Consider the following 23,677-nt stretch of genomic DNA (forward strand, 5'->3'; position numbering starts at 1 on the left):
ATCGAGCGAACCCATGATCTATGTGGCTTCCATTGGTCGCATGCTCCGCCGCTTAGCTCCTTCACCCAACCAAGCTCCGTTCAAATACCGACTTACAGCATGAAGAGGATTCCGGATAGGCTCTTAGAGGCTCTTAAACTCACATCCTGTAGGAAACCGCTTCAAGATCATCGCCTGTCGGTCCTGAAGTGCGTAGAAGCTTCAGACTCACGCAAGCGACGCTTTACTCCGCGTTGCGTTGTTCGAGAGCTTCTCGGAGACTGGCTGCTGCTTTTCTGAGTTTGATGAGAGACTCTTCGGTCACGCGAACAGCTTCCTCTGCTTCGAGAACAGCTTGAAGGAGGGCGTCTTCAGAAGTGGCTGGAGGCGCCTCTTCTTTTGGAAGGATCGATTCATCGCGTGTCGCGCGTGATCTCTGTGGCCAGGGAATTTCAATGCGGGCCAATGCTTGGGCCACTGGCAAAGTTAATGGGTCTCCGTGAGTTCCGGATTGGGTGTTGAAAGGATGAATGCGGCCACTAACATCGGCAACCAGCAGTTCGGTTCCGGTTGGATCGAAGACGAGCTTCGTCACTTCGTCGGCCGTCGAGAATTCGTGGATGACCTGACCTTCCGGTGAGACGATGGTCACTTCTTTGTTTCGACTTCCTAAAGCGATTTGCCCGGATGAATGCCATGCTGCTGCACGCAGAGCACCTTTGTTGAAGTCCCAGACAGCTTCCGATTCTCCTGTGTGGAGGTTCCAGATGCGGGCTGTTCCATCTTCTCCAATGGACAGCAGCTGATCCGAATTGGGTGACCAGACGAGTTCGGGAACAGCGCCGGTGTGACCACGCAGGTTCCAAAATTCCTTGCCTTCGTGGGTGCTCCAGATCCGAATCCCACCGAACCGATCACTTCCCGCAACAAGAAGTCCGTCCGGACTGAAACTCACAGACAACACCCAATCCGTTTGTCCGGTGAGTGTCGAGACAACTTCTTGTCGGGCGACGTCGAAGATTCGAATGGATCGCCATGGTCCTCCCCATGCAAGATATTTCCGGTCAGGAGTCGCGTCAGCACTGAGGACGGATTCGTACTCTTCGGGAGTTTCGATCAGCCGCTTGCCACTGGAGACTTCGAACACAATCACTTTCCCAGAGTCGCCACCGAGTCCACCACCAGCGATGAGCCATTCACCGTCACTGGAGAACCGCAGCGAAAAGACTTCCCCTTCCGGAAACGGGAAAGCGTGAAGTGGTGCATGTGACTTGGCATCAAGGATGACGATTTCCTTCAATCCTGAAACCGCAATCCGTTCTCCCTTGGGATCCATAGCCATTGCAGTGATCGCAGTGAGTTGTGTCAGTGGAGTCACCGTTGTGATCGCAGCGTTCTGCGCTCCGTTGGACCGAGCCAATGTTGGCTCTCCGCCCGGTTTGGAAATGAGTCCACCCGCGATCCAGTCGTGTAACAACTTGATCTCACCAGATGGGATCTTCGGTTTTCCCGGGGGCATCGTCGGTTCTTCCAAGTGAGCGACGACTGTATACAGGAGGCTGTTTTCAGGCTCACCAGCAACGACGACTGGACCCGAGTCCGAACCTGCCTGGAGTCCGGAAAGTGTCGACAGATCCAGTCCGGCTCTTGGTTGGTTACGAGAGTGACATGACGCACATCGTTTCCGAATCACTGGCCTGAGTTGATCATAAGTGACGACATCATCCGTTGACTGAGCGAGTGATGACGTCGCCAGGCTGGTCAACCAAAGAATAATCAGAGCAGACAGACGACGTTTACTCACTTCAAACTCCTGATATGACATGTCTGGATCGATTTCCAGATTCTGTTGTGATTCACTGCGAACTTCGCGAAGCGGTACGCAAACGGTTTCTATAAGGCTTCGTCGAAACCGTTTCGCGATGCTGTGAGTTGAATTAATGTCTTAGTGATTAAAGATAAACTCATTTGAGTTAAACAGTGCCCAGAGGAGGTCTTCGAGATCACCGGAGATATCCTGGCTGGTGCTGAGCTTGACGGCAATTGCCGATCGTTCGCGTTCGGTGGGACGACGCGAAAGACAGCGTTTGTAAAGTTCGTCGACGACGACCATCGCGTCTTTGTGTTCCTGAATAAGTTCCGAAACGATTTGTCCCTCCTCAATCTTTCCGGTGGTTACTTCCCCATTGAGGAGATGTAAAGCCTGAGAAAGTGTTGGAGAGGTCGAAACTTCGCAACTGCAGGGAGTTTCCCGATCTGATCTCCCGAAGGTCGTTAGGAAATAGTTAAAGCTTCTTCCATCGGCGACCTGAACTGCACGGCTCCCTGGAGGAAGGTTCGGGAACTCTTCGGTTGTGCCGGTGACTTGATTGATGCAGTCAAGAAGGACTTCCGCTCGGATTCTCCGAATTCGGCTATGCGAGAAGTGACGGTCGTCCCAGGAGTTTTCGTCGGTCTCACTCGATGAGAGTTGATAGACCCGCGATGTACAAATGTCGCGAATCAATGGCTTGATATCGAACTCGTAAGCAGCCATTCGCTCGCCGAGTTCCTTGAGCAACTCAGGGTTGGATGGCGGATTGCTGACGCGAACGTCGTCGTAGGGCTCAATGATTCCAAGTCCAAAGAAGTGTGCCCACACAAGATTCGCGATATGACGCGAAAACGCATTGTTATCATAATTCGTGAGCCACGACGTCAAAGCTTGGCGATAATCATCGTCTGCATTCAAGGCGGCGACGTCACCTCCTAAGTACATCGGCTCGACGGGTTGACTGTGAACCGGATGAAGCATCTCGCCTTCTCCGGTGTTAAAGATGGTCAACTCGCGAGGATCGGAGGCGTTCTTATATCCGACCTGGCTGAAGAAGGCGGCGAACCCGTAGTAGTCGTCCATCGTCCAACGGTCGAATGGATGATTATGGCACTGAGCACATTGAATCCGCATTCCAAGGAAGGCTTGAGCAACGTTTTCTGCAAGCAAGAGAGGTGATGTTTCTGTTTGGAAGTAATTGGCTTGCGGGGTTGTAAAAGTTCCTCCACTTGCCGGAAGGACATCCGCCAACACGTCTGAGATCGTCGCCCCGGATTGGATTCGTTCACGCAGCCATTGATCGTAAATTTGAAGACCTTTCTGGCTGAGGCCGTTCGCAGTTCGTACTTGAAGAACTTCCGCCCATTTCATGACCCAGATGTCGAGAAACTCGGGTCTCTCCAGAAGTTCGTCAACCAGACGCTCTCGCTTATTCGGGCTGTCGTCTTTCAGGAAGCTGTGGAGTTCCTCCGGAGAGGGAAGCAGTCCCAACAGGTCGATATACAGTCGTCGGATGAAGGCTTCGTCGCTGGCGATTTCTGAAGGTGTCAGATGAAGGTTTTTCCAATGCGCTAATGCCAGTTCGTCGATGTAATTATTGGCGGGGAACTCAGGGGCGTGATAGTCGAGTTCAGGTCGAACAATGAGGCTGGTTCCCGAAGTGAACGCGTCGTACCGAGCGAGGATAAAAGCCGTTCCCGGTCCGGTGCTCGTAACGAGTCCGCGATCGGTGACAACCGCCGACCGCTCGTTATTGCTGAGAAAGACAGTCATATCCGTGACGTCGCGTACGCTTCCGTCACTGAAGTGGGCGACAACGGTCAGTAGCTGATCCGAATTCGCTTCATTGAAGATGGCGGCTTCAGGATAGACTTCAATTCCAACCGGGACAGGTGTCTCTGCCGGATCGGGTTTCGCTCCGGATTGAATCCAGTCGGTGAGAATACGGTACTCGCGGCTTTCTTCATCGAAGAGCTGTCCTCCCGTATGAGGAACCATTCCGATGGCTTTATTGACAAGCAAACAGTCTTTCGGGGACGCAAGGTTAATACGACGACCGGCAAACTCCCGCGTGATGCGGTGGTAGTCACCATCGGGGTCGTAACCGTAGAGGCTGAGTTGAAAACCGTCTTTTCCGGATGCTTGCCCATGGCACTTTCCAGCATTACATCCAGAACGGGTCAGGACCGGTAGAACATCATTGCGAAACGTCAAAGCCGGAGAGTCGTCGGCATTTTGAACTTCCACCTGGATGCTTTGAATGAGCCCTTCGTGCGAGACGACCACCTCTGTGGTGCCATCAGCGATCGGGGTCATAATGCCATCGAGGAGCCTCACGATCTCGGATTCCTGGGGGGAAATCGAGGCACTCAGTGAAACATCTTCTGAATGCCCATCGGGGTAACTCTTAACGATCACGATCGATTGAGAGGCCCGTTTGGACGTGAGTTTCACCGCGGGTGGATAAACAGACAGGATCGGTTGGGAACTCGTTTCAAAAGAATAAACACTCTGAGGGATGATAAGCTGGCACGTGAGTGCAACAGCCACCATTAATAGTGACGACTTCATGGAATGCGGTCCCTTTAAGCATTCAGGGGAATTTATACAGATCTATTTCGTAGATGTTGAATCAGGGTGTTCTTCTGTGTTTGCTTCCAGAGGCTCTTCAGAAGTGGTCTGAATCGTCCTCAGGATTTCAAGTGGTGTGAGGGGACGACCCGTCTCGTCCATTTGAAAATCGTCGCGGTTGACAATCTTAACGCTTCCACCACGACCAATTCTGTAAGTGACTTGATGGTCATTCCATGGACTGGAAATCTCGCAGTGCAGGCCTTCGAAGAGACCTAATGGGGCGTTGTCAGCGAATTGCACTTCAAAGGTCACTTTGTCGGCATCGCTTGCAAGTTCCACAGGTTCGGCGGAGACACGGGATGGTAAGCCGGAAAGTGTCGCGATGCAGGAAGTCGGCATTTCGCCGGAAACCGTGAGTGGAATCGTCAAGTTGACTGCAGTTCCAGGTGTTGCGAAGAGTTGACCAAGTTCGGCAGAGATCGGGGACTCAATCACCTGAAAAGGGAGGATTTGAGTCGATACCGAATGGCTGCCCGATGCAGGTCCCTGTCGATTGTACGAAGAGCGACCGGTCGAAGCTGCGGTTTGATCTGTCTCTTCCGTGGGATCCCCTGCCTTTCCTTCGGCAACAATCGGCCAGGTTCCAGTTTTAACTTGGCGGTGGGAGCGAAGCTCAAATCGACCAATTGATTCGTTCGACGGAATCGTAATTTTCTCCGGACCATCAACCCAGGTTGGAAGGAACGGGATTGAGACTTCAATTGGATCGTGAAATCCTTCGTCGCGATCAACATGGACCAGCAGTTCGATCGATCCGTCGCGAGGAAGGCCAGTTGGTGGTTCTAAGAAGTTAATCTTAAATGGAACCGATTGAGTGACCGCAAGTGCGAGTCGATCTACTTCGACCCCTTGGAAAAGCCGATCCGCTGTGCCACTGACAAGATCGACCGGTTGTCGATACCCACCCAGAATCGTTGGTCCGTTATGTGCGCTGCGTGCCACAACAGGTAACAGTGATCCCCCGATCGAAGCATCTTCGCTTGCGGTGAAGATGACCGGCATCAAGTATTCATCTTCGTCAATCTCTTCAGCGTCCACTCCCACTCCGCCTGGGAGTGAAGGAAACTCGACCGATGAATTGCCAGACCAGCGGTTTCTTCGGACTCCGAAAAATCCGACGGAGCGATTCCCTTGAGGTACAGAAATTGTCTGCCCGTCTTGTGTCTGCCTCGCCCGTTTCGCAAGAAATGTTTCCAGTGAGGGTTCGATATAGTCCGCTTCAACTCGATAGATGAAGCGTTCCCCCCCTGCCCGTTGCTTATCGATGACTTTCAGGAAATAGACTCCATCCTGTGGACAGTTCCAAACGAGCCCGCTGTCCAATCCGTGCCGATCGTCATTGGAGGTGACCAAAGAGCCATCGTTTCTGTGAATGCTGATGACCGTGTCGACAGGAGATCCAATTCGCATCGCGTACACTGCAAACTCGATCATGTCCCCTTTTTGACAACGGAAGCTAAAGAAGTCTTCGTCGCCCGATTCGGAAATCGTTCCGTTAAACGCAATCGGAAGATTGGGAGCATTCGAGCCGTCGTCAATCGTTTGATTTGGCTCAGCTTCCAGAACGTTTCCAAATGGTGACACTCGAAACGGAATCGGCGTTGGAGGACGTTTTCCATTGGATTCCGGGAAGAAGGAATAGGTTCCAGTGGTCGAGACTGTGAGGCTCTGCTTCCAGCTTGCGGTTGCGTCCCCTTTAACTTCCACATCGATGGATTGATTGACGGGGCCGCCAGGCGGATAGACGTAGTCCGGTCGCGGGAAATCTCCAACGTGTAGCACGTACCGGGTGTTCTCGTCTCCATCCGATCCAGAAGTATCGACGGTAATCACGTACTCGCCATCAAGTGGAGCAAGCATCGAGAAATAAGGATCTTGGCGAGCGAGGTTGGTGTCATCGGCACTTGTTACAAGCGATCCATCCGGGCCAGTGACGTGTAATCTGGAGTCCGTTAAATTCATCGCGAGACGAATTCCTTCGACTTCAGCTGCTAACCGATCCCCTTTTTTAAGAGTGACTCGATAGCGGTCAACGTCTCCCGATTCAAGCACACCAAGAATTGACACGCCGATCGGAATTGGCTGCGCGGCACCCGCGTCGTTGTTCGGTTCAACCTCTTCGATTGAGTCTGATGAGAGAACACGAAGCACTCGCAAGTCCGAAAAACCGTCTTCATTCCGCAACCGATACGGGTGATTTCCCAGCGGACAGTCAGCCGCTGCTTCAACTGTCGCGACGAATTGCTCTTCGTTTTCCGAGTCAGGCTGAACGTCGTGACAGACGAGCCCTTCTCTGTAAAAGTGAACTTCCGACACCTTCTCAAGTTCGGAACCTTGCAGGCGAAGCTCGAAACGGCTTCCCTGTTTCCCCACACCGGGAAGGGCTTTTTCTACTTTCGGAGGAGCAGATAAAGCGGTTGCACTTAAAACGAAAACGCAAACTAATAGCGAGTGAGCACTGGCATGCATGTGCACAATCATCCCCCCATGAACAGTTTTGGAAGGCGTGACGGACAACTCATTCGTTGCGAATGAACCGTCATCGCCTCCCTTCACTCTGCAACGTTATGTGAACAGCGGCGATTACCCGAGAAGCCCCGGGACAACTTTTCCGTCCATAACAATTCGTTGTGGACGGTCGCCGGGTGACATCAAATAGTCTCCCCCGTCGATTCCGAGCAAGTGGTAAACGGTGTGCGTGTAATCTTCGACGGAAAGCGGTTGATCAGCTGGTTCGGCAGCGAGTCGATCAGACTCACCAAACGTTTGACCACGTTTAATTCCACCTCCAGCCATGACTATGCTGAACACTCGCGGCCAATGGTCACGTCCACCACCAGCATTGATCTTTGGCGTGCGACCGAACTCGCTGGTCACGAGAACAAGTGTCGAATCAAGCAATCCGCGTTGATCGAGGTCTTGAATCAGGCCAGAGAAACCGCGATCGAAGTCCGGCATCGCACGCTCAATTCCTCGGTAATGGAAGGAGTGCGTATCCCAGGCACCATAGGTGACTGTAACGCAACGAACACCAGCTTCGACCAGTCGACGAGCGATCATAAATCGCGGACCGGTGGAAGTGCTTTGTCCTCCGCCGATTCCATACAACTCTTTAGTCGCTTCATCTTCCCCTTCAAGCGAGAAGGCAGCTTTCGCCTCGGGGGAAGAAAGCATGTCGTACGCTCGTTGATAGAACGAATTCATCGTCGCGAGCGAATCATCATTCGCCTGGCGATGAAAATGGTCGTCGACAAGTTCTTTCCAGCCTTTTCGCTTGTCGAATCGTGCGTCGTCGATTCCGGGAGCCATGTTCAAGTCGCGAACTTGAAACCCTCGTCGGGCCGGATCAGCACCGAGTGCAAAGGGGCCGAATGCATTGCTGAGATAGCCACTGCCGAAATACTCACTTCCTTGAGTCGGAACACAGACATAAGGAGGCACAGCTCCTCGTTGTCCGAGTTTATTAGAAATGACACTTCCCAGACTTGGATAAACTAAAGCCGGACTTGGACGATAGCCGGTGAACATGCTGTGTTGTCCGCGTCCATGGTCGACATCGGAGTGTGTCATGCTGCGCACGACTGTCATTTTGTCGGCGACCTTCGCTGTGTTTGCCATATGTGAGCTGAAGCGAACACCGGGAATCGAAGTTTCGACCGTGCTAAGAATGTTTCCGCGGTATTCAACAGGCGAATCCGGTTTTGGGTCGAAGCTGTCCATGTGAGCAAATCCACCCGACAGGTAAATTTGAATCACAGACTTCGCTTTGGGTTGCTCGCCTTTGTTTTCAGCTGCCAGGCTTTGCGATTGGAGGAGTTGACCAAGTGTTAGACCGACTCCACCAGCCCAACCTGCGTAGAGAAAGTCGCGTCGTGACTGACGACCAAAATGAGACGGGTCTGCAAACCAGGTACCAGGTGCGGGACTCTTCGGCATCAAATGGACTCCTTTTAGTTTTGTCGTCACTAAGTAAATTGAAGAAATGGGGGCACACAATAAACGAAGAAAAAAACGCAATGAAAACGAGTGATTCGGGCGATCTATCTCATCCCGGCAATCGAATGAAAACATGCAGCGTGACTGTTATGTTCCCGAGTTGCTTTGAGAGGATCTTCACCGGGCTGGCAGAAACTCAACGACCAGCTTCGGTCGCTGGGCGAACTTGTCGAAGTCGGAGGTGTAGAAGTCCCAGCCGTTTCCACCTGTGTTCAGGAAGACCCAGCCGTGGTTTTCGTCTCCACTTACCCAGGCCTGAACGGTGTCGGTCACTTCAAATGGAACATAGGAGGCACTGGCAGCGATATTCCCGAACGTGAACGACTCCTTAGCCCGCTGTGCTTCGAGATCATCAGCAGTCACACCGGAAATCATCTTGTTCCAGGTCGGGGCTTCGCCGAACGGAACGAGCATGCGGTGGAGGTGAACCGTGTTTCCCTGATCGAATGCACTCACCAGCAGCTTGGCAGAGACAACAGTTGCACCAGGCGGAATCTGGCCGGGGTTCTCTCCGATAATGCCGTCAAACCGCATCAAAACCTGACTCTCTCCGCCACCGTTATTTCCATCGCACGTTGCCTGTGGGTTGGAATTCAGGATGGTGGTGGGAGCGAGTTCCCAGATCTCAACATCAACGGTGCCGTGATAACCGTTCACTCCGAAACAAAACGAAGCAGTCTCGGAAGCCATATTGCCATCAGCATCCGTCGATCGAAACGGACCGCTGAACGCAGCAAACAAGCCAACAACAAGAACAAATGAACGAGTACTCATAAGAACCTGATTCCTTCCTGGAGAAGTCAGCGTCATTGAAGACCCAGACCGTAGCCCGCCCGCGTTAAGATCCTTTAATCATCAAGTCAAGAATCGACAATGAATGCTCTTCACAGAACGTGCTGTGATCAGGATGGCCAAGAACCTCGGAATTCATAAACTCTTCATTCAGCATTCAAGAGTTTCCACAAGGAGCCTTCGAGATGAATGACGCTGACTCTCCGATTCGATTCAGAAATGATTGAATTCAACTGATCTGATCGTTCACACACTCGGAAGGAGTTCCCAAGTAAGCGAGGACATGGCACCCCTCAGTTCGATTGAGCAAAGCCATCGTGCCTTGGAGTGGAGGGCAAGTTGGGTGGTGAGGTTCGATCGCAGTCCGGAAAGTCTGTCTGTGATTGACTCTTCCGTGGCACATTGCGAAAGTGGAAACGAGTTTCTTCGCATCTCGGCGGGCAAACTCCTGCGATCTTCAATTCAGGGAGTCATCATGGATCTTGCTCGATTAAAGAAGTTTCTGCTGCTCACCTTCGGCACACTTCTCTTCACAAGTTTGCCACTCGCTGCCGTTCCGCCTCCCGGACCACCCTGGCCGCACAATCGACCCATCTCACCGACGCGCTCGGCATCGGAAGCACCTTCCAAATCGTTCGCAATTGCGCAGGCCGAGAGAAGTGGGGCGCCAATTGGAGTCGAGGTGTCCGTCCGGGCTGCAGTGGCCAACCCGGTCGCTGGAAGCGCCTATCGGCTCTATTATCAGTTCCGCGTGCATACTGGGAAAGGTGAGATTGGACCAGTTCTGAACGTGCCGGGAACGGTTAAGAACCAAGTGGTGCTCGTGGAAGAGATTATCGCCAAGTACGACTGGATTGAGTTCTACAACACCTTCGACGTCACGCGAGGACAGCTGAGTGGCAGCGGAAACCTTCCTTCACGAGAACCCAAGGGCACTGACAGAATTGTGTTCTTACGCGTGGAGCCGCATCTGTGGGATGTCGCTGCGAAACGATACTTGACCGATTCGCGAACACCGGCGGCGATCATCGTCGCGAGCGTCGGCAAAGATGCGAAAGTGTACTCACTTAATACGGTGGGCGACTGGCTGTTGAAGAGAGCAAAGTCAAACTCCGACGTCGCAGAAACAATGGCAATACTGAACGATCTTGATGTCTATGGTCCAAACGGACTTCGAATCGGCGAGGCGATTGAGAAAGTACTCATCGAGCCGACAGTCACCGTTGCGACGAAAATTGGATATATCGAAGTAGTGGATGCTAAATCGCTCCACTGGAGGGAAGATTATCAACTTCTACAAGTTCTCGAAGGGCTCGCCGCCGGTAGCGACGACGATCTGAAAGCCGCAGCGCAAAAGAAACTCAACGAAGCGAGCAATCTGAATTAAAGGCAAGATCGGCGGAGGATCAGCCGCAGCGCACCATATCGAAGCGAGGTGTTTGCCGCTAAGCGGAACCTATCAGCTCAACCATGACCTTCACTGATTCGATAGTGATCACGAAAACGAATAGCACTCGGGGATTGCTCGATATGATCGAAGAGGGAATGGCGGCGCATCTGTCGTAGACGTATCTTGATTCCGACAGGCTTACCGGCCGTTCTTGAGGGGCGATTTGACTCCGTCGATTTGTCGGATGGGCGATTCTGCCCTACTTCAATTCCTGTTTCATTTTGTAACGCACTCAATTCTGGTCAGGTGGAGTCAATGAATGACGACGAAAAAGCATGTACCGGAATCTTTTGTGTCAGATGTGATGGAGTGGCTTGTTGAAGGAGATATTCCAGTTCTTGATCGACTTCGGGAAGAGTTTGAAGCGTGTGAAGAGATGAAAATTGAAGAAACAGCTGTCGGTTTTTACGTCAGGTTTCTACTTCGTGGCAACCCAATAGCACTCGCAAGCGACTCCGACTTTACTCTTGGAGATGTGGTTGCAGTAGATCCCAGCCGAAAGTTGGCAATGGGATTTATTCTGTTCGTGAAGCAAGGGTGTATTGAGTTGCTGGAAGGCTACACATTTGGGGGCTCGCTCAGCGAAATATCTTTTGATGAGTGTAAACTTACGTACGATACTGACGACGGTACGCGCGATTTCGATTCTGTGAAAGAAAGGTTGGCACAGTAGGGTTGCGATGGTCGTAGACGCCAAGCAGAGAAGATCAGGGTGTGCCTAATAACGTTCGGCACAGCTAAATTATGGTCGACACCAGGAGATACGTTTTGCAAAATCTTTCTGAAAGTCTCCGCGCCAGCGACTGACGGATCGACGAGGGTCATTTCCTGACTCGTAGCGATCTCGATACCAGCCCGATGCCGATTTAATGTATTCGCCTCCTCAGCCTGGTTGTGTTGGATCGGAAGGATCGTTGCCTCCCATGGGAAGGAAGAAGAACCAAGAGGGAGTGTCTCCTTCCTTCAAGCAACCGTGAGGATTTGGAGCGGTCCAGGTTTTCGTTGGATAGAGTTCGCCTAACACGCCTGAGCTGTGGACGTGTTTTACGATCCAGTTCTTGCTCGTCAGCGATTCATCTCCAGTGAGATACATTCCTCGAAATGAGGCTTCGCGTTTGTCATGTTGGGGACGAGCAGTGCTCAGGATATAAAACATCTCGGGGAACTCGATTTGTATCCAGTTCGCAATCCGGTCTTGGTCAGCAATATCAAAGACTCGAAACCGTTTCACGAACTCTGATAGACCGGCATCACCGCGATCGTGCTTAATCCTCCACAACGCCTGAGCAAGATCGGTTTGGCCTCCCCAAATGCAAATGTTCAATGGACGTTCGGGAGACCCTGAATCAATCCGCTCAATCAGCCAGTTCGAACCTTCGGTATCATGCTTGGCGCCGATGTGATCACGACCTCGCTGCGGGTTTCCGGTTTTGATCAGCCCCAGCAATGCATCTGTTTCTGGCCAGTTGTCTTCATGTTTTAAGAGGTTGTGGCGAACTTGTCCGTATGCATTCACAATCTGCCGAATCAAATCGGGACGGGTCGTTTCAACTTTGAGCTCGCCCGGAGTCCCGGATGCGGTTGCAATCAGCCCTTCGATTTCAAATTGGTTCGCGTAGACCATCAACCGAATCATCGATTGTTGGTCATCAGGATCACCGCCGATGTCAGTCAGAATGCACAACCGTGAACGCTCTGCGGCTTGCAGGGCCACGCTGGAAAACAGGAACAGGCAGAACACCAAAATGACATGTTTGGGTTTCATCGAGATTTCTCTTAACAGTGGAAGAGTGAAGCCTGAATCTTCGCAGATCGATCATTGCTCTACCAGTGTTGCATCAGCGATTCAGTTCGGAAGTCTAAACGCACGCAAGACAATTGACTAAATTGCTACATGTAAATTCGCACAATCAAGTTGCCAACGCACAGCAACGTCCGAGGCCGCAGTGCGGACCGTTTAAATTGGCGGTCACGTCTCCTGGCTCGACTGTGATCGCGAAGACGAACAGCTCGTTGGGACGACTGAGCACGAACGAAGAGGGGATGACGACGCACCTGTCGCAGAAGTATGATGGTTGCGGCAGACTCAGCGTTCATACGTTCGGCAATTCCATGAGCAAATCGGTTGTCAACAACAACAACGACGGATGTCGCAAGAGCGTATGGACGTCGGTGATTTGGTGTCGTTAACACTCACTCAAATGTGGCCAGTATAGTGAGGGCTATTGCTTGGCGCATGAGAGTCAGGTTCAGATTGGATCGATGGTGATGGATACAGACAAATACGTTCTGAATGCGATTGAAGAACTCAGCAAGCTCACAATTGACCCTGATGGAACGCCAGTTTCGATTATGGTCGAGACTGGTGAAGATGAAGCGATCATGGTGGGGACCAAGGATGATTATGTAAGGCTGGCGATGACCCTGCTTGAATCGATTCTGGAGCGAAGTGGTCCTGAGGGGCTTGAAACACAAGTCGGGGACACGACAGTACGTTCAATCCTTCCGGCGAAGCTCTTCGATCGACTAGGGCATGTCGTTCCGTCTTGTCTGTGGTTTGCAGAGACTGCTGACGAAAAGGAAAAAGTTCGCCAACATTTCTATTGGCTGGAAGGGAAGTGACTCTTTAAGGAGGGGGGGAAGAATCATAGAACTGGGAATCCGTTGGTGAGAGTCAAGGTGACTTGGCGTCGCCGTTGACCGTTGGATGTTGGCAACCGAAAGGAAGGCCATGCACAACCAGTGCAGGCGCATGGCATCGTATCCCGGAGGAAGGAGAGAGTCTGCAGCGTTACGAAACTCGACCGTGAACGTAAGGTCCACAATTGGGAGGAGAACAGAGAGGTTCCCTGCCCCACATGTCAGTGAAGTGTGGCGAATGAGCAGCTGGGGTTTTGTGGTTTAGTGTGCGCAGTTGCGAAAGTTGGTTATGGTGGTGCGCAGCGAGGGTGTTTCGTTGATCTGCTCATGGGACCAGTTGTGGGAACATCAAAACGAGCGAAGCATGTTGGGATTCTTGTCGAGACCGATGATTCCTGGGGGAGGGACATTGTTGAGGCTGTATGCCGATTTGGTCGCGGTCGTGGCTGGACGGTGTTGATTACTCCGCGCGACCCGCAAGGGCGATTGCGTTTGCCGGAAATTTGGAATGGTGACGGTGTGATTGCTTCTTTGCGGACTGCAGCTTCGGTGCGTCATGTTGAAGGTCTCGGGGTGCCGGTGGTGGATGTGGGGAACATGGTCGAGAAGCATGACTGGTTGGCTCGTGTTGCGACGGATGATGTTTCGCGGGCGCGGATGGCGTTTGATCATCTTCGAGAACGAGGCATTGAGCATTTCGCCTGTTATGCGCCCCCGATTGGTCGCTATTCCGACGCTCGGTCGATTTCCTTTCGGGACGTCGTCATTGCCAATGGCTATTCGTGCGCGATGTATGAATCGACGGGTGAAGATGCTGCGGGATGGTTGTCGAATTATTCGAATGTTCGTCGATGGCTTTCGACTCTTCCGCGACCTTTGGGGATCTTTGCAGCCGATCCGTATCCAGCCCGGCAACTTGTCGAAATTTGTTCGGTCGAGTCGATTCGGATTCCGGATGACGTGGCTGTCCTCTCGGGGGATGATGATGACCTGTTGTGTAACGTGGCTTGGCCGCAGATATCGGCTGTCGAGTTGGCAAGTCATCGGATTGGACAAACGGCGGCCAAGACGTTGGATCGGCTGATGAAAGGGAGGCGGCCTGCGAAGCGACCGGTATTGATTCCTCCGCTTCGTGTTCGGGAACGGCACTCGACCGATATTCTCGCGATGGCGGATCACGAAGTGGCGGAAGTCTTGCGATACATCCGCGACAATGCCGGGAAAGGGATCACCGTGTCCGATCTGCTGAGAGAATTTCCAATTTCTCGCAGAAGGTTGGAGAAGCGATTTCGAGCGGTCTTGAATCGCAGCCCTGCGGAAGAAATTCGACGAGTGCGAATGGCTCATGTCCGGCGATTGCTGTTGGACTCTGAGATCCCAATCGCGAGCATTGCCGCCGAATCCGGTTTCGCAACAAGTGCATCGCTTTCGCAGGCGTTTCGACAGTATTTTGGGGCGACACCAAGTGAGTATCGGCAGCGAAACGATTTGAAAGAAAACTGACGCGGGAAAATATCGAAAGTGATTTGCGCAATCGCGAATTGTCGTTTGGTCTGCTTCGAGTAAAATAAAGAGTCTGACGAAAACTTCCACTTGGGACCTTGGTTCCTTCTTTCCTCCGACCTCCCTGAACAACTCGCACTGAGGATTTTCTGTGAAGTCACTGTTGAACTGCTGTTTTGTATTGATGGCAATCTGGTTTGGGCTGGTTGTTCGAAACGTCGCAGCTCAGCCGACTGATCCTCCTTCATCGTCTCCGAATGGTGGACAGGTCGACGCCATAGATTTCGTCCGGGACATTCAGCCGATTTTTCGAGAGCATTGTTATGAGTGCCATGCTGGGACCACCGAAGAGGGTGGGCTCAATCTCGGAATCAAGGAGAGAGCATTTCAGGGCGGCGACAGCGGATCACTAATTGAAGCGGGTAATAGTGAAGAGAGCTTGCTGCTGCAGATGATCTCTGGAGAGGAAGGTGAGCGCCTGATGCCTCCGGAAGGGAGTCAACAGCTTTCGGATGAGCAAATTGAGTTGATCCGCGTTTGGGTCACACAGGGTGCGAACTGGCCCGAGAGTGCGAATGTCGTCAATCCTAAGATGGACCGGGCGAAGACTCACTGGGCATTTCAACGTCTTACGAAGCACATCGTTCCTCCGTATCGGCATTCTCATGACAACTGGTCGAAGACCCCGATCGACCGCTTCGTCTATGAACGTCTGCATAAGGCTGGTATACGTCCTGCCCAACCTGCCGATGCAAGAACGCTGGTGCGACGCTTGTATTTCGATCTGATCGGTCTGCCTCCGAACCCGGAACAGGTGAATGACTTTGTTCGCGAATACGAAAACGATCGGGACAAATCGATTGAGAAGTTAGTCAATGAATTGCTTGATTCTCCACATTATGGAGAACGATGGGGACGGCATTGGCTGGACGTGGCCCGCTATGCTGACAGCGACGGCCAGGAGGCGGATACGGATCGGCCTCACGCTTATCGCTATCGCGACTTTGTCATCAATGCCTTAAATGATGACATGCCATACGATCAGTTCGTGCGGTGGCAGATCGCTGGCGATGAGTACGAGCCCAACAGCGATGCTGCTGTTTCGGCAACAGGATTTCTCACAGCGGGAACGTGTTACAAGCTTCCCGATTCGTTTCTTGAAAGCGAGCGTTTATTAAATCGCTACAACGAATTAGACGATGTGATTTCTACTTTGGGATCAGGTTTGCTCGGCATCACCGTCGCGTGTGCTCGCTGTCACGATCATAAATTCGACGCATTCTCAGCCAAAGACTTCTACCAGTTGTTAGGTGTGTTTCACAGCGGTGACCGCGTAAGCGCGAAACTTCCGAGCGGCAAAGAAGGTTTCTTCTTTCAGGACTTCGATCGTGAGCGACGGACTACCTGGTTGTTTCGCCGCAGCGACTTTTATGATCGCGAAATAGAACTTGACCTCGGATTTCCTGAGATGTTGTCCGCCGATGCTGATGCCAATGAGTATTGGGAACAGGCGAAAGCTGCTTATTCTGAGTTGGGAGAACCGAAGAGCACGCTTCAGCGACGGGCGCTTGCCGACTGGATTACCAATACCGAACAAGGTGGCGGAGCGTTATTGGCTCGTGTGATTGTCAATCGAGTTTGGCATCATCATTTCGGAAAAGGAATCGTTCACACGACCGGTGACTTTGGTGTTCGTGGCGATCCTCCGACTCATCCTGAGTTACTCGAGTATTTGACCGACGAATTTGTCCGAAGCGGTTGGGAACTCAAATCGCTGCATCGCATGATCCTCACAAGCTCTGTGTGGCAGCAGGCGAGCACTCAAGAAGCTGTTGATCCTCAGGGGGCCAAAATCGATCCGGGGAATCGTTTGCTGTGGAAGATGACGCCTGTTCGACTTGAAGCAGAAGTCATTCGTGACGCAATGCTTTCCGTCAGCGACACGCTCAACCTGGAAGCTGGAGGTCCGGGATTTAAGCCTTACATTGCACCGGAAGCCAACCTCGCTCGCAATATTCAAGGGGAACGTTATCCCGAGAATGCGCCGGACGACGCGAGTACTCGAAGACGGAGCATATATATGTTTCACAAACGCTTGATTCCTTATCCGATGTTTCAGGCTTTCGATCGACCGGATTTAATGGTGAGCTGTGCACGTCGGACAAACACAACCGTTGCTCCGCAGGCGATGGTGATTCTGAATGACGGATTTGTTCGGGCCGTGGCACGCGATTTCGCGGAGCGACTGGTTCGCACAGAAACTGATCAGCCCGAACTGACCGATGACGATTTTAAGCCGGTGATCGAACAAGCTTTTCAGTTGTCTTTCTCACGTTCTCCGACGGAAGGTGAAGTCGAAGCTTCAGCGGGATTCCTAAGAGGACAGATGCAAGTCCGAACCGAGCGGGGAGATGAGTCTCCTCAACTAGAAGCGATGACTGATTTCTGTCAGTCGCTCTTTGGATTGAACGAATTTATTTACGTCAATTGAGTTGCCAGTTATGAAAAGTTCTTCCCAAAATTTTCCGTGTGGTCGAGTTGCGTCACTGCTCAGTCGCCGCGAATGGCTGTGTCGAGCGGGCGGAGGCGCAGGAATGATTGGGCTTGCCGGACTCCTCGCCGATCAGAATCTCCTTGCTGCCGATGAATCGGTCGACTCGGAGGATCCGATTACTTCTCTTCGACCGCGAACGGGCCATTTCCCTGCGAAAGCGAAGTCGATCATATGGCTGTTCATGGAAGGCGCACCGAGTTCCGTCGACATGTTCGATCCAAAGCCGGAATTGGAAAAGCGAGATGGTCAGAAGACGGACATTCAGGCGTTCTTTGGGAACCCTGGGCCGCTCATGAAGTCGCCTTTCTCCTTTAAGCAGTATGGAGAGTCGGGGCAATGGGTTTGCGATAAGTATACGAATGTCGCGAAACATGTTGACAAGATGGCGTTTATTAAATCATGTCACAGCGAATCGAATGACCACGTTCCTGCGATCTATCAGATCAACAGTGGTCTTCCGCGTCCGGGGTTTCCGACAGCTGGAGCCTGGGTGACTTATGGGCTTGGGAGCGAAAATCAAAGTTTGCCCGGTTACGTCGTGATGGGGAATACACAAGGAGCTAAGGGCGGACCACACAACTGGGGATCAGGTTTTTTACCGTCAACATTTCAGGGGACCCTGTTTCGATCGCAAGGAACTCCCGTTCTGAATCTGAACCGGCAACCGGAGATCACTCAGGATGATCAACGCGCTCAACTCGACTTAATGGCCAAGCTCAACGATGAGCATATGCGTCGACATACTCGGGATGCTGAGTTCGCGAACCGGATGCAATCTTTCGAGCTGGCATTCCGGATGCAGCAAGAGGCGACTGAGGTTGTTGATCTTTCTCGTGAGACACAGGCAACACACGATATGTACGGGATTAACAATCCCAGATCGAAGTCTTTCGGCTCGAAATGCCTGATGGCAAGAAGGCTTGTCGAAAGCGGAGTCCGCTTTGTGCAGGTTTACAGCGACGGGGAATGGGACGCGCACGACAACCTCGAAGAGAATCACACACACCATTGTCTGGCGACAGATGTCCCTGTGGCGGGCCTGCTGGCCGATTTGGAACAACGCGGCCTGCTTGACTCGACGTTAGTCATTTGGGGAGGAGAATTCGGGCGGATGCCGATCTCTCAGAACGGAAAGGGACGCGATCACAATCCGAAAGGCTTTTTACAATGGATGGCCGGTGCGGGAATTAAAGGAGGAACCAGCTACGGCGAGACCGACGAACTTGGCTACGAAGCTGTCGAGAATCCCGTGAGCGTCAACGATCTGCATGCCACCATGCTTCACTTGCTTGGTATCGAGCACGAACGGTTGACCTACTTCCACAACGGTCGCAGCTATCGATTAACAGACGTTGCCGGTGAAGTGATTCATGACATCCTGGCATGATGCAGTCAGGACCAAATTCACCGAAGCCACATCCTCTGTATGCGACGCTTGGGCGAACTGGTTTCGCAGAACCGGTCTAATGAGGCGATGGTCTTCAGTGTGAGTTTCGAAGAACTTCCAGGAAAGTTGAGAATGTTGTCGATTCGAGGCAGTTGAATTCGACTGATGAGAAAACAACTCAACTTGACGAGGAGAATTGTCACATGTCGAACTCATCGAACTCCGTCCACCTTCATCGCGTGCTCCGTGCTCCAGCCTCTCGAATCTATCAGGCCTTCCTGAACCCAGACGCTCTGTGCCGATGGTTACCGCCTTACGGTTATGTGGGGAACATCGATCGATTCGATCTTCAGCAGGGAGGCGGCTTTCACATGACGTTCACCAATTTCGCGAACGATCACAGCCACTCGTTTACGAGCTCTTTCGTAGAACTCATTCCGAACGAGAAAATTCGACTTGCCGACGAATTCGACGATCCAGCTCTCGCTGCCGAGATGACCAAGACGATCACATTGAAACCGGTCAGCTGCGGGACTGAACTTGAAATTCTCCATGAAGGACTCCCCGAATCCATCCCGGCAGAAATGTGCTATCTGGGCTGGCAAGAGTCCCTGCTCCAGCTTGCCAATCTCGTCGAGGCAGACCTCTCGCCAGTCGAGTAAGTGAGTCGAAATCACATGCCCCTGCACGCACTTTGAACCTGTCGCAGAAGAACATTGAGAGTGCCGTCGTCTGCCGCGCTCTCAATCTCTCAGCTTATCGGGCAATTCATTGATGTCGTGATAACCGACGAAATTGAGTTGGTCATGATGGTTTTGTTTTCAGATACGAACGGCAAATAGTCACTTTCGAAGTAGACTCAACGTTTCTGTGCGGACGGTTCGAAGTGCGGGCCAGAGTCCGGCGATCAGGCAGACTGACAAAGTGAATCCGAAGCCAATCGCGAGTTCTTTCCAGGGGATCAGCAGGGGCGGAGGACCTGCGAAGAATCCGCCGCCGTAGCGAGCCATTCCGACTCCACTCCACCCGCCGACAATACCGAATGCCAAGCTGAGCAGGCAAGCGGCAAGTCCGATGAGAACGGTTTCGGCAAGGATGAGGCGGATGACCTGCCATCTCGTGAGGCCGATGGCACGCATCACACCGAACTCCCAGGTTCTTGCGCGGACCGATGCGATCATTGCGTTCGCTACGGCAAGAGACATAATCGCCAGAGTGATGATCGGAAGTTTGCTCATTCCCCAAATCGTCGCTTCTGCGTGCATTCTGATTGCCCGGTCGACGGTCTCCGTTGCGGTGACTCGGGCGAATGGACGATACGATGTCATGCTGCCAAATCCTTGAACATCAATGGTTGTTCCGGCGTTGGACTCAGCAATATTCTGAAGGTCGGCTTCGATTGAGGACAGCGACGCTGATGCCTCCTTGTTGAGCCAGAAGAATTCTGACTGCGGCAAATGGAAGTCTGTTTTCACATCGTCGCGGTTTGCGAAAATCATTGCAGCGGTCCGAACATGGTGACGCCGAACTCCCGAAAACTTCGTGATCCAGTGCCAGCCTGGAAGAGAAATGACACCTGCGATGCGATAGTTGACAGTTGCTTCCGGTAAATTCGGTGGTTGAAAACTTAGTTGATCTCCCAGTCCAATTCCGGTGAGCATTCGGAAGTCTTCCGAAACGAGACAGGCTCCACCCTCTTCGAGTTCTCTGGCAGCTGATTCTCGATCGCCGTCGACGAAATGGAACTGAAAGAGTGGGTCAGAGCCACCGATGGCGCGTCGTGGATCGACTCCAAACAACACCGCGTTGTCGTACTTCAGCGCGTCCGGTTCATTGCCATCGGGCCAGCGAAATCGAGGTTGTTCGATCGAGACAGGCAATACTTCGTCCGACTTGACCCCGTCGATATTCTCGATCTGCTGAAAGCTGTCGTCGTCCACTCCGACGGGATGGAACGCAACGAGAATATCGGGCATCCAGCCACCAGGAAGAAACGGTTGCAGCATGGAATATCCCCAAACTTGCGTCGATGTATATAAGCCGAGTCCTACAGTTAAAGCGAGAGTGGCTCCAACCGTTCGCCACATGTTGCTTGAGAGTTGTGTGTCTAGGAGTCGGCTGTCGAGTTGGAAGAGGGTGCTGAGGACGGGGGAGAACCAGCGTTCGCAAATTCTGATGATGGTTGGAGTCAGAAAAACCATTCCCAGTAGCAATGCGGGGTAAGCGATGACGGAGTAACTCAAGACGCGCCACGCTGGAGCGATCGGCAACAGGAAGACGATGACTGGTGCCAGGCACGCCAGCCCAAGTCCAATGACCGCGAAAGCAATCCAACGACCTCGACTTGGGGATGGAGCCTGTTCGGACATTGCTTCGATGGGTGCGATTCTCATGACTCTGAAGACTGGAAGAATGGCAGCTCCAAGTGCGCCAGCAAGCACCGTGATCAAACTGAGCATGATCGTTGTCCAGCCGAGGCCAACTCCCGAGTTAAAGAGCCCCGGCATGATTTGATTTCCCAAAGAGATCAACATGGCACCGGTAAGCAGTCCTCCTGCCCAGCCGAGTCCGGCCAGGAGTAAACTTTCAAACGCGATAATTCCTCCGACCCGTAGACGCGTCAATCCGATCGCTCGGAGCATTGCAAATTCGCGGTTGCGCTCGGTGACACCCATACTGAGAGTCGACAGAATCACAAAGACCGGCGCGAGTGACGCCATTCCCGTTGCAGCCCATGCTTGAGATCGTTGAGACGAGACGCTGCGCGATGTTGTCATTCCTTCTCGCACCTTCGAAAAATCGACGAATTGCAAAGGAGGATGGACCGCAGCAAACTTGGGACCCCAGGCTTTCTGGAATTCTTCAGGTGTTACAGTGTCTCGCAATGAGATCTGTAATACGGTCGGTCTTGCTTCGAATCCCGTAATCTGTTCAGCAGTTGTAGGTCGTACATAAATCGCATGAGTGGCAACTCCCTGTACATAAGCACTGGGGAGAGAGAGTTCTGCTTGTTTGGGGGCACTACTGGGAGGTTCGCTCAGGGTATCGGGCTGTGAGGCTTGTTCGTGTTCGTCAGCTGCAGATTTAAGAGACTTCTCGTGGCTATTTTTTGTAGGAGGGCGAGAGCCTTGAAGTTTAAGTGATGGAGATTCCGAAGCTTGATCGATTAACCCGATGACGGGCAATTCGATCTGATTCGCCAGTGAGGTCACGAGAATGCGATCACCGACGGAAATATTCAAGTTCCGGGCTGTGCGGACTCCGAGCACCGCGGCGGGAGCGTCTGAGGTTTCATCCAGCCATTCTCCTCGAATCAACTCATAGGGCGGCGACGTGGCAGGAGTTCCCACAAGAAGTGGATCAACTGGCGGCGCACCATGGACTGGTGGTCGCGAGCCAACGAGCAGTCCCAGCGTGGTCTCAGGTTGCTTTTCGTCGGTCGGTTCAGCGACTCGTGTTACAGTCACTCGCGACTGAGAGACTGGATTCACTTCCAGGACGCCGACATCATTCTGCAGTTCGTCAAGGATTTGTTCCGAGACGATATTGGATGCACTCGGTGGTCCAACTGGGACAATCAATGCATCGTAGCGCCCAAGATACTTCTGTGCATTTTCATCGAACTGAGACACGAGTGCGTCGTAGCTGCTGACAACCCAAACGACAGCACACGTTGAGGCAATGACTCCAAAGATCGTGACGAATGGCCGTCCCGGGTGATGCCACATCTGCGAGAAGACGATTTTTGCAATGAGACTCCAACTCTTCATAAACGCGATTCCACGGATGTCGTATGAGTGTTTGCGGCGGCAACGTCGAATCTGTTTGTTGTCACCGGGACGGCACGGGAAGTGCAATAACTGCGCCGGTGCTGGAGATGTAGACTGCCAGGCTCTTGGATTGGCCCGATCGAAACGTTGTGGTGGTCTGTATACGCAGTGCATCAAACTGGCGAGTCATTCTTCGTCGAGGTCGAACTCATTTAACGCACGTCGGCTTTACTGAAGTTATGGCGAGAAATGCGCCAGTCGTGGTGAAATAATCGCCTCTCACTGACGAGGCAGTTCCTAATTCATGAAATAAACCTATGAACGATTCTGCTCATCCGCTTCCACTGATTGTCGACAACGTCTCTAGAGCATTTTCACGCGGGGGATCACCCGTGGAGGCTCTCAGAGAGGTGAACCTTGAAGTGAAGTATGGCGAATTCATCGCAATTATGGGGGCTTCAGGATCCGGCAAGAGCACCCTGCTCCATGCAGCGGCCGGGTTGACGAGGGTTGATGCCGGCCGAATCGTAATTTCCGGTCAGGATATTTCTGAGCTGTCGGACTCTCGACTCACAAAGTTTCGCCGCAAGCATCTGGGCATCGTGTTTCAATCGTTTAATCTCATTCCGACCCTCTCGGCTGAAGACAACGTTCGGCTCCCCAGTTCGTTGGACGAGCATCAAGATGATCAAGTCGATGCACTTTTGGATCGACTCGGCATTCTCGATCGACGCAAACACATGCCGGGGGCGATGTCGGGTGGCGAGCAACAACGAGTCGCCATCGCGCGAGCCCTTGTCTGTCAACCAGATCTTCTATTGGCTGATGAGCCGACGGGAAGTCTTGATTCAGTGACAGGACAGGAAATCTGTAAGTTGCTAAGACAACTTTGTGACGAGGAGCAACGGACGATCCTGCTTGTTACTCACGAACCGAACGTCGCGATGTGGGCGGATCGCATTGTTGTGCTTCGGGATGGAACTAATCTCTCGGAATTCAAAACGCCTGATCGTCATGATCCATTGGAAGTCGCTCATCAGTATCAAAGCTTGCTCACTGTGGGGAGTTGCTGATTGGCCGAAAGTTCCGTCCACTGCCCTGCCCGCTTAGTGGAATGTTTCTTTTATCTATAGTCTTGGCGCGAGACCTATGCGGGATT

At 52.4% G+C, this 23,677-nt stretch carries 15 protein-coding genes; 8 read left to right on the top strand and 7 right to left on the bottom strand.

What is annotated here, in order from left to right; translation table 11 throughout:
- Positions 1-223 precede the first annotated feature (223 nt).
- The 5 genes from KOR42_RS20910 to KOR42_RS20930 all read right to left on the bottom strand — a co-directional run bounded on the left by KOR42_RS20910 (position 224) and on the right by KOR42_RS20930 (position 9,196).
- Positions 224-1,783: a c-type cytochrome domain-containing protein gene (locus KOR42_RS20910; protein ID WP_197441413.1), complete on the bottom strand. Its 1,560-nt coding sequence runs from the start codon at positions 1,781-1,783 to the stop codon at positions 224-226.
- 141 nt (positions 1,784-1,924) lie between these two features.
- Positions 1,925-4,363 (bottom strand): DUF1549 and DUF1553 domain-containing protein, encoded by a 2,439-nt coding sequence (locus KOR42_RS20915; RefSeq protein WP_146511784.1) that lies wholly within the window; start codon positions 4,361-4,363, stop codon positions 1,925-1,927.
- Positions 4,364-4,405: 42 nt separating this feature from the next.
- Positions 4,406-6,895 (bottom strand): PPC domain-containing protein, encoded by a 2,490-nt coding sequence (locus KOR42_RS20920; protein WP_197441414.1) that lies wholly within the window; start codon positions 6,893-6,895, stop codon positions 4,406-4,408.
- Between the two features lie 114 nt (positions 6,896-7,009).
- A complete protein-coding gene (locus tag KOR42_RS20925; protein WP_146511786.1) occupies positions 7,010-8,362 on the bottom strand; it encodes a DUF1501 domain-containing protein in 1,353 nt (450 codons plus the stop codon).
- Between the two features lie 177 nt (positions 8,363-8,539).
- Positions 8,540-9,196 (bottom strand): DNRLRE domain-containing protein, encoded by a 657-nt coding sequence (locus KOR42_RS20930; protein ID WP_197441415.1) that lies wholly within the window; start codon positions 9,194-9,196, stop codon positions 8,540-8,542.
- 493 nt (positions 9,197-9,689) lie between these two features.
- Between KOR42_RS20930 and KOR42_RS20935 the strand changes: the two genes are divergently transcribed.
- Both KOR42_RS20935 and KOR42_RS20940 read left to right on the top strand, forming a co-directional pair.
- Positions 9,690-10,601 (top strand): hypothetical protein, encoded by a 912-nt coding sequence (locus KOR42_RS20935; protein ID WP_146511788.1) that lies wholly within the window; start codon positions 9,690-9,692, stop codon positions 10,599-10,601.
- Positions 10,602-10,923: 322 nt separating this feature from the next.
- On the top strand, positions 10,924-11,337 hold the full coding sequence (locus tag KOR42_RS20940) for a hypothetical protein (RefSeq protein ID WP_146511789.1): 414 nt from the start codon (positions 10,924-10,926) through the stop codon (positions 11,335-11,337).
- Positions 11,338-11,547: 210 nt separating this feature from the next.
- On the opposite strand, the gene KOR42_RS20945 is transcribed toward KOR42_RS20940, so the two are convergent.
- Positions 11,548-12,429, bottom strand: coding sequence for a DUF1593 domain-containing protein (locus tag KOR42_RS20945; RefSeq protein ID WP_197441416.1), 882 nt, complete (start codon positions 12,427-12,429; stop codon positions 11,548-11,550).
- 503 nt (positions 12,430-12,932) lie between these two features.
- Here KOR42_RS20945 and KOR42_RS20950 point away from each other — a divergent pair.
- The 5 genes from KOR42_RS20950 (at position 12,933) to KOR42_RS20970 (ending at position 19,410) form a co-directional block, all read left to right on the top strand.
- The gene (locus tag KOR42_RS20950) at positions 12,933-13,286 is read left to right on the top strand and encodes a hypothetical protein (RefSeq protein WP_231741049.1); all 354 of its coding nucleotides are present in this window, start codon (positions 12,933-12,935) and stop codon (positions 13,284-13,286) included.
- A gap of 345 nt (positions 13,287-13,631) precedes the next feature.
- Positions 13,632-14,807, top strand: coding sequence for an AraC family transcriptional regulator (locus KOR42_RS20955; protein WP_146511791.1), 1,176 nt, complete (start codon positions 13,632-13,634; stop codon positions 14,805-14,807).
- Positions 14,808-14,958: 151 nt separating this feature from the next.
- Positions 14,959-17,298, top strand: coding sequence for a DUF1553 domain-containing protein (locus tag KOR42_RS20960; RefSeq protein ID WP_197441417.1), 2,340 nt, complete (start codon positions 14,959-14,961; stop codon positions 17,296-17,298).
- Positions 17,299-17,308: 10 nt separating this feature from the next.
- A complete protein-coding gene (locus tag KOR42_RS20965) occupies positions 17,309-18,748 on the top strand; it encodes a DUF1501 domain-containing protein (protein ID WP_146511792.1) in 1,440 nt (479 codons plus the stop codon).
- Between the two features lie 203 nt (positions 18,749-18,951).
- Positions 18,952-19,410: an SRPBCC family protein gene (locus KOR42_RS20970; RefSeq protein WP_146511793.1), complete on the top strand. Its 459-nt coding sequence runs from the start codon at positions 18,952-18,954 to the stop codon at positions 19,408-19,410.
- 180 nt (positions 19,411-19,590) lie between these two features.
- Here KOR42_RS20970 and KOR42_RS20975 read toward each other — a convergent pair whose 3' ends face one another.
- Positions 19,591-22,518, bottom strand: coding sequence for an ABC transporter permease (locus tag KOR42_RS20975; protein WP_146511794.1), 2,928 nt, complete (start codon positions 22,516-22,518; stop codon positions 19,591-19,593).
- Between the two features lie 317 nt (positions 22,519-22,835).
- Here KOR42_RS20975 and KOR42_RS20980 point away from each other — a divergent pair, with 317 nt between their 5' ends.
- Positions 22,836-23,591, top strand: a complete 756-nt coding sequence (locus KOR42_RS20980) for an ABC transporter ATP-binding protein (RefSeq protein ID WP_146511795.1) — start codon at positions 22,836-22,838, stop codon at positions 23,589-23,591.
- The last annotated feature ends 86 nt before the right edge of the window (positions 23,592-23,677 follow it).

It is taken from the genome of Thalassoglobus neptunius (assembly GCF_007859735.1).
Classification (GTDB): Bacteria; Planctomycetota; Planctomycetia; order Planctomycetales; family Planctomycetaceae; genus Thalassoglobus; species Thalassoglobus neptunius.